This is a genomic window from Rhodococcus sp. CH91 (assembly GCF_022554085.1).
GTDB lineage: Bacteria > Actinomycetota > Actinomycetes > Mycobacteriales > Mycobacteriaceae > Rhodococcus.
In genome coordinates this window covers 67,048-79,878 of record NZ_JAKFYR010000006.1, presented here as the reverse complement: position 1 = coordinate 79,878, position 12,831 = coordinate 67,048, and the positions used below count along the sequence as shown (strand labels likewise).

The following is a 12,831-nucleotide window of genomic DNA, read 5'->3' as shown; positions in this document are numbered from 1 at the left end:
TCGTCAGCGCGGGAGCGTCACGAGTTCGACGAGGTCGCCGTCCGAGGCTCCCGGCGGGACCACCGCGATCGCGGCGCGGCCGATGAGACCGGCGAGGTGGGCAGTGCGAACAGCGTTGTCGCACAACCATCGTCCGTTCCTGTCCTGACGGGCAGGAAGGAGACGTGTGATGTCCCCGGCCACCTCGGAGGCGTTCGCCAGAGGAGCGGTGACCGCCGGGGCCGGCGTCCGGCCCGTGCGTCCCTCGACCACCGCGGGCAGCATCACCAGCAAGGTCGCCACCGCCGCAACCGGATTGCCGGGAAGGCCCAGTACGGCCCGGCCGTCGGGCAGGACAGCCGCGACCTGCGAGCCGCCCGGTTTGCAGCGGACCCGGTCGACGACGACGTGAGCCCCTGCCCGTGCGAGTGCACCGCGTAGTTGATCGGCGGCCCCGCCGCCCGTCGCGCCGACGATGACGATCGCGTCGGCGTCGGTACCCGAGATCAGTGCGTCGAACCCGTCCGCGGTGTCGCGGAGATGTCCCTCGCCTGCCACGTCGGCACCGCACCAGCGCACGAAGTCGGGAAGGACCGGGCCGAGCGAGTCGCGCGTCTGCCCCTCACGAAGTGGGCCCGTGCGCCGGATCTCGTCGCCGGTGAGTGCGATGTGGACCCGGAGCGGGCCCCGCACCTGTACCTGCGTGATCTCGCCACTCGTAGCCGCCGACAGTACGGCGGGTGTGACGGCGGTCCCGGGGACGGCGAGGATCGTTCCGGTGTCCCAGTCCTCACCGCGCCGGCGCGCGTCGTCGCGCACGGGCGCAGCGGGAAGGCGGGTGACGACGCCGTCCTCCACGCGGACGAATTCGTCCCGCACGACGGCGGTGGCCCCGGTGGGCAGATGGGCGCCGGTCGCGATCCGGGCGGCCTCACCGTCGCGCAGCGAGAGCGACGATCCGTCGCCCGCGTAACGGATCTCGTCCCGGAGCAGCCACGGACCGTCACCGGCGACGGCGTATCCGTCCATGGCGGACGTCGGGACGCGTGGCAGGGCCTCCGCGGTGACGAGTGGCGCTGACAGGGTCGCCCGCCGCGAAGCGGCCAGGGGAACGGTTCGGGAAGGCAATGGCAGCAACGATTCCCGGATCATCGTCCGCGCCCGGTCCGGATCGGCGGCGATGCCGGTGACGGTGTGCTCGGTGCGCACCGTGTGCAGTTCGGCCGGAGTGTCGCAGTCACCGGACTCGGGGACCGGGACCGCGACGTACCGTGCGGGCAGCAGCGTCTTCATGGGCCGGTTCGTCACATCGTCCCCGAGACTCGCCAGTCGCTCGGCCAGCGCCGGAGCCCGCCACGCGGCGAGCAGGAATTGCACACGGCCGGCGTCGTCCACCGCGAAGGCCGCCTCGGCCTTCGCGTCCTCGTTCAGGGCATCCAACAGCGCGGTGACGGTCCGCGGAGTGATGAACGGCAGGTCGGCAGCGAGAGTGACCACGAGATCCGCGACCGGATCGGCGGCCGCCAGTGCGGCGACCGGTCCTGCACCGGCCGGGGCCTCCTGGATCTGCAGGATGTGAGGATCGAGATCGTCACGGTGCGGGCCGACCACCGTGATCCGAGCACAGCCGTCGACCGCGGCGATCGCGATGTCCAGCATCCTGCGGCCACCGACCGTCAGCGTGGGCTTGTCGACTCCGCCCATGCGGGTCGCACGACCTCCTGCGACGATCACCGCTTCGACGTGGGTCAGCGTGCTCATGCCTTCATGCTGCCTCATCCCGTCGTTCACGACCCGGTTCCCCCATACCTCCGGGATAGACTGCCCGTGTGTTCTTCGGATGGCGGAACGGCGCAGCGGTTCTCGTCGTCGTGCTGTCCTGGTTCGTGACCGCCGCCCTGCCCGTGACGGCGGTGTCCGCGGGTGAGACCGCCGGGTTGCTCGCAGGCCTGCTGGTGCTGGTCCTCGCAGTGTTCGTGTCGGTCGCGGACGCCGACGACCTGCTGCTCGCATCCGGCCGCGGTATCCGTGGTCCGACCTCCGAAGAACGACGTCTGCGCGGCGGATTCCGCCGCCACTCCCATCCCGACACCGCCGGCCGGCCGCGTCCACGAGCCCCCGGTTCCCGTCCTCGCACCCCGATCGCTGCCCGACGAGGACCCCGGGAGAACGTTCATGTCCTGTTCCAGCCGACACGGCACACCCGCCGTGTCCGTCCGCAATGCCCACCGATCGTTCGGTGATCTGACCGTTTTCCGGGCAGTGAGTTTCGATCTCGCTGCGGGCCGATGCTGCGCCGTGGTCGGCGCCAACGGCACCGGCAAGTCGACCCTGTTGAGATGTGTCGTCGGTTCCGACCGGCTCGACGAAGGTTCCGTCGAGATCGACGGAACGCCGGTGGACGAGACCTCCGCGAGCCTGCGGAGCCGGATCGCCGCCGTGCTCGGTGATGTCGCCACCTTCGCCCATCTCACGGCACACGAGCATCTGCAACTCGTCGCCACCGGTCACGGCGTGGCCCGCCCCTTCGAGGCGGCGAGCCGGGCGCTGGCCGAGGTCGATCTCGCATCGGCGGCGGATCGCCTTCCCGCGACCTTCTCGAGCGGGCAGCGCCGTCGTCTCGGCCTGGCCTCCGCTCTGGTGCGGCCCCGCAGGCTGCTCGTCCTCGACGAACCCGAACAACACCTCGACCACGCGGGTCGCCACTGGCTGGCCACCATGCTCGCCGACGAGAAACGGGCGGGTGGGACGGTGCTCATGGTTTCCCACGACGCCGAACTGGTGGATGCGGTGGCCGACCTGATCGTGGAGTCGGACACATGGTGCTGACCGCGGCCGTTCCCGGAGGACGGGAGGTGCGTGCACTCCGTCGCCGCTTCGAGCATCGGCACGCCTCTTCCTCGGGCCGGACGGCGACGGTCGTGCTGACCATCCTCGGGCTGTACGTGGGTGGGGCGTGGGCTGGTGGTTGCTCACACTTCCGGTGGTGTTGCCGGCGTGCGGGGATCCTGCCGCGACTGCGCCGTGCTCGCCGGCCTGGGGGTGGCTGGTGGTCGCGGTCGCGGCGGCGCTCGGAACGGCGACCGCCCGCGCGCTCGGTCCCGTGACCTGCGCTGCGGAGAAACAGTTCTGGTTGCTGTCCACCCCGATCGATCGCGGTGCGTTCCTGCGGCCGACGGTCGCGGCGGGCCTGCTGGCCGGTGCCGTCGCAGGCGCGGTGGCCGGCCGCCTCGCGGCGTTCGTCGCGGCACCCGCGGATCGGGTGGCGTTCGTGCTGGTCGCCGCCGCTCTCGGTGTCGGAGCCGTCGCGCTCCCGGTGCTCGTGCAGTGCCGGATCCTCGCACCTGCTCCCGTGACCGTGCTGATCCGGGTCTGCCCGGTGGTGGGAGCCGCAGCAGCCGTCGCCGGTGTGGCAGGTGTGGCAGTCCCACCGCCGGGGCCGGCGGTCGCCGCGGGAGCGTGGGCAGCCGGTGCTCTCCTCGGGGCCGTCGCGCTCGTGTCGTGCGGTCGCATCGGGGCGCCCGAATGGGCGACCGCAGCGGAGACCACGACGGCCCTATCGGTCTCTGCCACCGCGCTCGATCCGGCACCGCTGTTCGATCTGGTGGAACGGAGGAGATGGTTGCGCCGTGCATCCCGGCGTTCCCGCGCTTTGCCGCACACCAGGATCTCCGCACTCGTCGGATCCGACCTGCTCCGTCTCACTCGCCGGCCCGCACCGACGGCTCTGGCGTTCGCCGGGGTACTCGGCAGTGCGGCGGTCGCGGCGGTCGTGCCTGCACCCGCGGCCGCAGTTCTGCACCTCGCCGCCGTGTTCACGGTGGCGACGGTGTCCGCCGCGGGACTGCGCGAGGTGTGTCGGGAGCCCGACTTCGCCGGTCTTCTCGGCATGGGCGACCGGCAGCTGCGCCTTTCCCTCTCGGTTTTCCCCGGAGCGGTCGCGACGGTCGCCGCCGCGGTGACGGCTCTCGCCTCGGATGTCTCGACGGTGAGCGTGGCAATCGGTCTCGTCGGGGGGTGCGCGGCGGCCTACCGCCTGCGCACGCGGCCTCCGATCGGCTACGACGGCCTGAATCTGGTGACGGCTGTCGGGCAGCTACCGGTCGATCTGCTCCGGCAGTGGTGCCGGGGACCGGACCTACTCGTCGCGTCCGCCTGGCTCGCTGCCGTCCTCGCCTGACCGTGATGATGCGCTCGGGAAGCGGTGCCGGGCGCGCGGAAGGTCGATGCGGTCACCGTCGATCGGAACACCCTCGAGCTCGAGGCGGGCGAGTTGTCGTCGTGCGAGGTGCTCGGCCGGCCGGCCGGAGGCGGGGACCACGCGATGCCACGGCAGGTCGGCGGAATCGGTCCGCATGATCCATCCGACGGTCCGCGCACTCGACAGGCCCGCCGCGACGGCGATGTCGCCGTAGGTGACGACTCGGCCCGCCGGAACGGACGCCACGAGTTCGCGGACCCGCTCGATCTGCTCGTCCGTCGTGACCATCGGCTACAGCATCCGGGTGAGGATCTCGGCCGTCTTGCCGGGCCGGGCCTGGTCGATCATGTGGTCGCAGTCGAATTCGAGCACGGTTAGGTCGTCACCGAGTCGTTCCGCGAGATCCTGCCGGAACTCCGGTGTCGTGTACGGGGGCTGCACCTTCCCGGCCTGCACGAGGATCGTCGGGACACCCGCCGGAGGAAGGACGGGAGGGCGGGCGAGTTCGCCCCACGATGCGACGAGGGCAGGCACACACACCCGCCAGCTGACGCGGCCCGAGTCGAGCTCGACGAGGTGCTCGGCGATCTCATCCTCGAGGAGGTCGCTCGCGACCTCGGCCCAGTCGCCGTGGACCTTCTCGGACCGGGCTTCGGCCTCGTCCGTGTAGTCGGGGTGGCGGAGCGTGAGGTCGGCGATCTCGAGCATCCGGTCGGCGGGAAGTCCGATCGCCGGATCGAGGAGCACGAGCGCCCGAATCCTGTCGGGGACCGCCGCGGCGAGATGGAGCGCGAGCGCGCCTCCGAACGAGTGGCCCACCACGGTGACGGGACCGGTGGCGTGCGCGTCCAGCACCGCCGTGAGGTCGGTGACGTGGGTTTCGAAGGACCACGGGGGAGTCCACGGCGAACGTCCGTGACCGCGCAGATCGGGCGCGACGAAGCGTACCTGCGGAAAATACCGTTCCGCGAGGTTACGCCAGCGGCGGCCGTGTCCTGTGAGCCCGTGCAGAGCGAGGACCTCCGGTCCGTCGGCGGGCCCGAACAGGTGGGTGTGCAGAAGGTCCTCGGTGCTCACGCCGACCACTATCGCAGTCGTCGTGTCTTCGCGCAGCACCCGGACCCGGCTGTCGTACCCGTCTGGTGGGATGGAGTCATGCTCGACGTCGATACCGGCCTTCTCGCCCTGCCGCCCGCACCGGGGCAGGGCACCGACGTGCCCGCCACCGTCTCGCGCATGTCCGAGCCCCAGACCCCCGATCGTGTCCGTCGTCCGGCGGCCCGGTTGGTGCGCAGGCCGGGCACGGCCCAGGAGCCGCGCACGTGGCCCGACGAGGTACGCGTGGTGTTCGACGACGCCCCTCCGTCCCTCCGATGGCGGCCCTGGCAGGTTCTCGGGGGGCCGGGCACGGGGAAGACGTCCCTGCTGGTCGACCTCGCGGTCCATCGCATCGCGAACGGCGCCGATCCCGAATCGGTGTTGATCCTCACCCACTCGCGGCGGGCCGCGACCGCGGTGCGGGAGGCGATCACGGCCGGTCTGCTCGCGCTCGGTGACGGCGCGGTTCCCCGCGCCACGCGTGAGCCGCTCGTGCGGACCGTGCACTCGTACGCCTTCGCGGTCCTGCGCCTGCAGGCGTCCGCGCACGGCAACCCGCCGCCGCGGTTGATCACCGGAGCCGAACAGGACGCCGTGTTGCGCGAACTGCTGCGTGGCGACATCGACGACGGCGCCTGGATGTGGCCCGAACGTCTGCGTCCGGCCCTGGGAATGACGGGTTTCGCGGTCGAGTTGCGCGACCTGATGCTGCGGGCGAACGAACGCGGTCTGGGCCCGGAGGATCTCGTCGAGCTCGGTGAGCGACGTGATCGCCCGGAATGGGTCGCGGCGGGACGGTTCGCGGAGCGCTACGAACAGGTGATGTTGCTGCGCGGCGCGGTCGGCCTCGAAGCTCCCGAGGCCACTGCTCCGGCGCTCGACGCCGCCGAACTCGTCGGTGCTGCCCTCGCGGCGTTCGCCACCGACCCCGACCTCCTCGCCTCCGAGCGCGGCCGGATACGTCACCTGCTCGTCGACGATGCTCAGCATCTCGACCCCCAGGCGGCCGAACTCGTCCGGGTGATCGGGACCGGCACACGGACGAGCACTGTTGCCGGCGATCCCGATCAGAGCGTGTTCGGCTTCCGGGGAGCCGATCCCTCCTTCCTCGAGGGACTCGGCGAGACCGACGCTTCCCGCCGGGTCGTGCTCGGTGTCAACCACCGGGCGGCCCCGGCAGTGGCCGACCTCACCGATCGCGTCGCGCGCAGACTGCCGGGCCTGCCACCGCACCGAGGCGTGGCCGAGCCGCGTGACCGAGGCGTGGCCGAGCCGTGTGACCGAGATGTGGTCGAGCCCGGGCGTGTGCGGGTGGCGGTGTGCTCCTCGCAGGCCAAGGAGGCGGCGCTCGTCGCCGACACGCTGCGCCGGGCACACCTTGCGGACGAGGTGCCGTGGTCGCGGATGGCGATCGTGGTGCGCTCCGTGCCGCGGGTGCTGGCGCCGCTGCGGCGAGCACTCCTCGCGGCGGGCGTACCGATGACGACCGCAGCGTCCGAACTCCCATTGGCCCGCCAGCACAGCGTCGCAGCGCTGCTGCTGGTGCTGCGCGCGGTGGCGAGTCACGGTTTCGGCGGGGAAGAAGCTCTGGCCCTGCTCTCCGGCCCGGTCGGCGGTGCCGAACCGGTCGCTCTGCGGCGGCTGCGGCGAGGCCTGCGCCGCGTCGAACTCGCCTCGGGAAACGACCGCGATTCCGCCGAACTGCTGCGTCTCCTGCTCACCGAGGGCGACCACACCTCCGACAATGCGCATCTCGTGCGTGGACTGACCGACGTCGAGGCAGCGCCCCTGAAGAAGGTGCTCGCCGTATTGCGCAAGGCGCGGTCGGCTGCCGAGCGCGGGGGCGGGCTCGAGGACGTGCTGTGGGAGGCATGGCAGGCCACCGGCCTCGAACGACGGTGGGCCGCCGCGTCGGCCTGGGGCGGCCCGATCGGTGCGCAGGCCGACCGCGATCTCGATGGGGTCGTGGCATTGTTCGACGCCGCCGCCGACTACGTCGATCGCCTGCCGCGCGCGCAGATCGCAGGATTCGTCGATTACCTCACCGAGCAGGAGATCCCCGCTGCCGTCCGGAGCCGTGTGGCTGCCGAAACCGAGGCCGTCACGGTCGTCAGCGCACATTCCGCCGCCGGCCGCGAGTGGGACGTCGTGGTGGTCGCCGGTGTCCAGGAAGGGCTGTGGCCGAGCCTGCGTGCTCGCGGCACCCTGCTCGGCATCGAGGCACTGATCGACGCCGTGTCCGGCGCCGACGGCGGCGAGGACGGCACTGCCCGGCTCTCCCGCACGGCGCCGTTGCTCGCCGACGAGCGACGCCTGTTCCTCGTCGCGTGCAGCCGGGCCCGTACGAGTGTGCTCGTCACGGCCGTCGATTCCGTGGGTGGCGACAGCGAACTCGTCCGCTCGCGTTTCGTCGACGAGCTTCTCGCGGCGGACGACGGCGACGGCACCGACCCGGCCGAGGGCTTTCTCGATGCGGTTCCCGAGGAGGTCCGCACGCGGGTGCTCGCGCTTCCCGCGCTCGTCGCCGAGTTGCGCAGCGTGGTGTGCGATCCGGTGATCGCCGAGGAAGAACCGGAGCGGCAGCAGCGCGCGGCCGAGCAGCTCGCGCGTCTCGCCCGAGCCGGGGTGCGCGGAGCGCACCCCGACGACTGGTACGGCACCGCCGATCCCAGCACGGCGGATCCGCTGTGGGATCCGGACGACGACGCGGTGCGGTTGTCACCGTCGACGGTCGAGCAACTCTCGACGTGCCCGCTGCGGTGGATGTTCGAACGTCACGGTGGCTCCGACGGCGAGAACAGTCATGCCGTGACCGGAACGCTCGTGCACACCCTCGTCCAGGCGCTGGCCGGACGGATCCCTCCCGACCGGGTCGATCAGGCGCTCGAGAAAGCGTGGGATTCGGTCGATCTCGGTGCCGAATGGTATGCGCGTCGCGAACTCGAACGCACCCGCCGCATGCTCGACACCTTCTCGACCTGGCTCCAGGGCACCCGCGGCGAGCTCACCGAGATCGGTGTCGAGGTCAAGGTCGACGGCATCCTCGAGCCCGACTCCGGCGACAAACCTCGTGTGAGACTCCGCGGCCGCATCGACCGGCTCGAACGCGACGCCGACGGGCGTCCGGTCGTCATCGACGTCAAGACCGCGAAGAACCCGGTGTCCAAGGATGCGGCACGCGATCACGCCCAGCTGGCGGCCTACCAGGTCGCCGCGGCGGCCGGTGCGATCGAGGGAGTGCCCGCCGCGACACCGGGAGGTGCGCGACTGGTCTTCGTGGCGAAACCGCACAACAAGGAAGGCGCGACGCAGCGGGTGCAACCGCCTCTCGACGACGAGGGTCTCGCACAGTGGCGCGAGATCATCCACGAGGCCGCCGCCGCGACCCGCGGTCCGCAATTCGTCGCGAGGGTCAACGACGGGTGCCGGCACTGCCCGGTCCTGTCGAGCTGCCCCGCACACGACGCAGGCAGGCAGGTGACGGGGGAATGAATGCACCGCGGGTGAGCGCGCTTCGCCTCGCCGAGGCGCTCGGGCAGTTGCCGCCCACGCCGGAGCAGGCCGCCGTCATCGAGGCTCCGCCCGGCCCGATGCTCGTCGTCGCCGGTGCCGGGGCCGGTAAGACCGAGACGATGGCCGCCCGCGTCGTCTGGCTCGTCGCCAACGGTCTCGTCGAACCCGAACAGGTGCTCGGCCTGACCTTCACCCGCAAGGCGGCGCAGCAGCTCACCGCGCGGATCCGGGCGCGGCTGGCCAAACTCGCCGGTTCATCGCTGCTCCGTGATCTCGACCCTTCGGGTGGGCTCCGCACCCGCATTCTCGGCAGCGAACCCGAGGTGAGTACCTATCACGCCTATGCGGGTCGCCTGCTCGCCGAGCACGGCCTGCTGCTGCCGATCGAACCGTCGGCCACGCTGCTGTCCGAGACGCAACTGTGGCAGGTCGCGCACCGGGTGGTCAGTTCGTGGGACGGCGAACTCGACACCGACCGTAATCCCGCTTCGGTGACCGAGGCGGTGCTCGCCTTGTCCGGCCAGCTCGCCGAGCATCTCGTGGAGCCCGGTGCCTTGCGCGACGCCCATCTCGAACTCGAACGACTCGTGCAGACGCTGCCCCCGGGGCCGGGGCAGCGCGGGACACCGTCGAAGGCCCTGCTGGGTTGTCTCGAGACGCAGCACGCGCGTCTCGAACTGCTCCCGCTCGTCGAACGGCTCTCGGAGACCCTGCGTCGTGAAGGCGCCCTCGACTTCGGCAGCCAGATGTCGCTCGCCGCCCGTGTCGCCCGCGACCACCCCGACGTGGGTGCCGGGGAGCGCAGCCGGTTCCGGGCCGTGCTGCTCGACGAGTACCAGGACACCGGTCACGCTCAGCGCATCCTGCTCGCCGCTCTCTTCGGGGGTGGCAAGGATCCCGGACTCGCAGTGACCGCGGTCGGCGATCCCATGCAGTCCATCTACGGATGGCGCGGTGCTTCGGCCGCCAACCTGCCGCGTTTCGCGACCGACTTCCCGTCGGCCGGGGGGCGGGCAGCGCCGACCCTCGAACTGCTCACCAGCTGGCGGAATCCGCCGCAGGCTCTCGAACTGGCGAACGTTTCCTCCGAACCGCTCCGCGACCGCGGGGTCTCCGTCAGCCGTCTGCGTCCACGGCCGGATGCGACCGGTGGCGACGTCCGGCTCGCCCTCCACTCCGACGTCGCGGCCGAACGCGAGTGGGTGGCAGAGCGGATCGCCGCCGAATACACCGCCGCTCTCGAGGGCGGGCGGAAGCCCCCGACCGCGGCCGTCCTGGTGCGGCGCAACGCCGATGCCGCGCCGATCGCCGAAGCGCTCCGGGCCCGGGACCTGCCCGTGGAGGTCGTCGGTATCGGCGGGCTGCTCCACACTCCGGAGGTCGCCGATGTGCTCGCGATGCTCCGCCTGGCAGCGGATCCGCTCGCCGGGAGCGCGGCGGTGCGGGTGCTCACGGGCGCCCGCTGGCAGCTCGGTGCCGCCGATCTGAAGGCGCTGTGGCAGCGCGCCCAGGAACTGGCCATCGCGGGGCGCTGGGGTGTCGCCGGTGCGGTGACCGACCCCGAGGCTCTCGAGGAGGCCCTCGATTCGGCGCTTCCCGGTGAGTACGCAGACCAGGCGGGCCTCGCCGACGCGATCTCCGATCCCGGCGACCGCGCCCGCTACTCGGAGTTCGGTTACGCGCGGATCGTCGCACTGGGCCGGGAGCTGACCTCGCTGCGAGAACGACTCGGGCAGCCGCTCACCGAACTCGTCGCCGAAGTCGAACGTGTCCTCGCCATCGGTATCGAGACCGAGGCCCGGGTGGGCAGTCGACGCGGTGTCGCCGGTCGAGAGCACCTCGACGCGTTCGCCGCCGTCGTCGCGGACTACGCCGGACGGACCAACGCGAGCCTGCCGGGGCTGCTGGCCTATCTGTCGGCGGCCGAGGAGATCGAGCAGGGACTCGCGCCGGGGGAGGTGGAGGTGGACCCGGATCGGGTGCAGGTCCTCACCGTCCACTCCGCGAAGGGCCTCGAATGGGAGGTCGTCGCCGTTCCGCACGTCGCGGCGGGAGTCTTCCCCTCGTCCACCGCCGCCGCGACCTGGCTCGGCTCGACGAGCGAACTGCCTCCGCATCTGCGGGGCGATCGGGTGCTGCCCGGCGACGAACCGGGCAGCACCGACGGTGTGCCGGTGCTCGAACTCGCCGACGTCTCCGACCGCAAGATGCTCGAGCGTGCCATCGACGCTCACAAGGACGCGCTCAAACGACGCAAGCTCGAGGAGGATCGTCGGCTCTTCTACGTGGCGCTCACCCGCACCGAACGGGCACTGTTCGTCTCCGCGCACCACTGGGCCGACACGGGAGCCGACCCCAAGGGCCCGTCGCCCTTCCTGGAAGAACTCCACGAGATCGTCACTGCCCGGACCGAACTCGGTGTGGTCGAGCACTGGGCGCCGGAACCCGGACCCGACGAGGAGAACCCTCTCACCGCGTCGCCGCGCAGCGCCCTGTGGCCGCACGACCCTCTCGGTTCCCGCCGCGCCGCGGTCGAACGCGGGGCTGCGCTCGTCCTCGCCGAACTCGGCCGGCCCGACATCCCCACCGGATACGACGACGATCCCGACGACTGGGCTGCGGATGTCGACGCGCTGCTGGCGGAACGTGAGCAGCGTGCCGAGCAGAGTGCCGAGGTGATCCTGCCGGCGCAACTGTCCGTCAGTCAGCTCGTCGACCTCGCCACGGATCCCGGTGCGCTCGCGGCCCGGCTGCGCCGGCCGCTGCCCTTCCGGCCCAACCCTCTCGCTCGTCGTGGCACCGCCTTCCACGCGTGGCTCGAGCGCAGGTTCGGTGCGACACGCCTCCTCGATCTCGACGAGCTTCCCGGCGCCGACGACGAGGACGGCGACGAATCGCATGTCGACCGGCTCCAGGACGCTTTCCTGCGCTCACCATGGGCCTCGCGCAATCCCGTCGAGGTGGAGGTGCCCTTCGAAACGGCCCTGGGTGGCACCGTGATCCGCGGCCGCATCGACGCGGTCTTCGAGGATCCGGACGGAGGCTGGACGGTCATCGACTGGAAGACGGGCGCCGAACCCGAAGGGGAGAAGCTCGCCGCGGTGGGCGTGCAGCTGGCCGCCTATCGGCTCGCCTGGGCGCAATTGATGGCGGCGCGAACCGAGCGGCTCACCGGGCGGCCCGCCGACCTGCCCCTGCACAAGGTCCGGGCGGCATTCCACTACGTCCGCACCGGACGCACCGTCGCGCCGGAAGATCTGCCCGGTGCGGCAGCCCTCGAACGACTGGTTCTGGAGGCCGGGGACTCGTCGCCCGACGGCCCGCCCGACTCCGACCCGACCGGTTAGGACTCGACGATGACGACCTTCGCGCTGCTGCCCGGTGCCGGATCCGATGCCTGGTACTGGCACCGTGTGATCCCGCTTCTCGAACGCGGCGGCCACCACACCATCGCGGTGGAGTTGCCCTATGCGGATGAGACCGCCGGGCAGTACGACTATGCCGACGTCGTGGTCGGGGCGGTGCGGGCGGCCCCGCGACCCCTGGTGGTCGTGGCACAGTCCATGTCGGCGTTCACCGCCGCTCTCGTCGCCGAGCGGTACACCGTCGACGAACTCGTGCTCGTCGCCCCGATGATCCCGTCACCGGGCGAGTCGCCTGCGCTGTGGTGGGAGAACGTCGGCCACGCCGCCGCGAGGCGTGAGCAGGACGTCGCCGAGGGCCGCGACCCGGACGCGCCGATGGATGCACGGGAACTGTTCTTCCACGACGTACCCGAGGATCTCGCCGCCGAGGCGCTCACCCGCGAGCAGGCAGCCCTCGCCGATGCGGCATTCGAACCGGCCTGGAATGCCGACCGGTGGCCGCAGGTGCCCGTCCGGGTGATCGCCGGACGTCACGACAGACTGTTCCCGTTGCCCCTCGTGACCCGGCTGTCGCGCGAGCGTCTCGGGGTGGAACCCGAGATCGTCGACAGCGGCCACCTGCCGGCGCTGGCACGGCCGGTCGACCTCGCGCAGCTCCTGGTGCCGGCGACGTGA

The 12,831-nt window shown here is 71.6% G+C and carries 9 protein-coding genes; 6 read left to right on the top strand and 3 right to left on the bottom strand.

The genetic code is table 11. From position 1 onward, the window contains the following. Positions 1–3 precede the first annotated feature (3 nt). Positions 4–1,740, bottom strand: coding sequence for an NTP transferase domain-containing protein (locus MOM01_RS13315; RefSeq protein ID WP_241385909.1), 1,737 nt, complete (start codon positions 1,738–1,740; stop codon positions 4–6). Between the two features lie 68 nt (positions 1,741–1,808). Here MOM01_RS13315 and MOM01_RS13310 point away from each other — a divergent pair, with 68 nt between their 5' ends. The 3 genes from MOM01_RS13310 (at position 1,809) to MOM01_RS13300 (ending at position 4,159) form a co-directional block, all read left to right on the top strand. Next, positions 1,809–2,222, top strand: coding sequence for a DUF6412 domain-containing protein (locus tag MOM01_RS13310; protein WP_241385908.1), 414 nt, complete (start codon positions 1,809–1,811; stop codon positions 2,220–2,222). A gap of 19 nt (positions 2,223–2,241) precedes the next feature. Then, entirely contained in the window at positions 2,242–2,808 is a 567-nt protein-coding gene (locus MOM01_RS13305; RefSeq protein WP_241385907.1) for an ABC transporter ATP-binding protein, read from the top strand. A 127-nt stretch (positions 2,809–2,935) separates the two neighbouring features. Continuing rightward, entirely contained in the window at positions 2,936–4,159 is a 1,224-nt protein-coding gene (locus MOM01_RS13300; RefSeq protein WP_241385906.1) for a DUF6297 family protein, read from the top strand. On the opposite strand, the gene MOM01_RS13295 is transcribed toward MOM01_RS13300, so the two are convergent. Together MOM01_RS13295 and MOM01_RS13290 are read right to left on the bottom strand one after the other, a co-directional pair. Continuing rightward, entirely contained in the window at positions 4,118–4,468 is a 351-nt protein-coding gene (locus tag MOM01_RS13295; RefSeq protein ID WP_241385905.1) for an MGMT family protein, read from the bottom strand. The genes MOM01_RS13300 and MOM01_RS13295 overlap by 42 nt on opposite strands. 3 nt (positions 4,469–4,471) lie before the next feature. Beyond that, entirely contained in the window at positions 4,472–5,266 is a 795-nt protein-coding gene (locus tag MOM01_RS13290; RefSeq protein WP_241386104.1) for an alpha/beta fold hydrolase, read from the bottom strand. Between the two features lie 150 nt (positions 5,267–5,416). On the opposite strand from MOM01_RS13290, the gene MOM01_RS13285 reads away from it, so the two are divergent. The 3 genes from MOM01_RS13285 to MOM01_RS13275 are packed head-to-tail and all read left to right on the top strand — an operon-like array spanning position 5,417 to position 12,831. After that, on the top strand, positions 5,417–8,770 hold the full coding sequence (locus tag MOM01_RS13285) for an ATP-dependent helicase (protein ID WP_374112306.1): 3,354 nt from the start codon (positions 5,417–5,419) through the stop codon (positions 8,768–8,770). Further along, positions 8,767–12,138 (top strand): ATP-dependent helicase, encoded by a 3,372-nt coding sequence (locus MOM01_RS13280; RefSeq protein WP_241385903.1) that lies wholly within the window; start codon positions 8,767–8,769, stop codon positions 12,136–12,138. Before MOM01_RS13285 ends, MOM01_RS13280 begins: the two co-directional genes overlap by 4 nt. A 9-nt stretch (positions 12,139–12,147) precedes the next feature. Beyond that, on the top strand, positions 12,148–12,831 hold the full coding sequence (locus MOM01_RS13275) for an alpha/beta fold hydrolase (protein ID WP_241385902.1): 684 nt from the start codon (positions 12,148–12,150) through the stop codon (positions 12,829–12,831).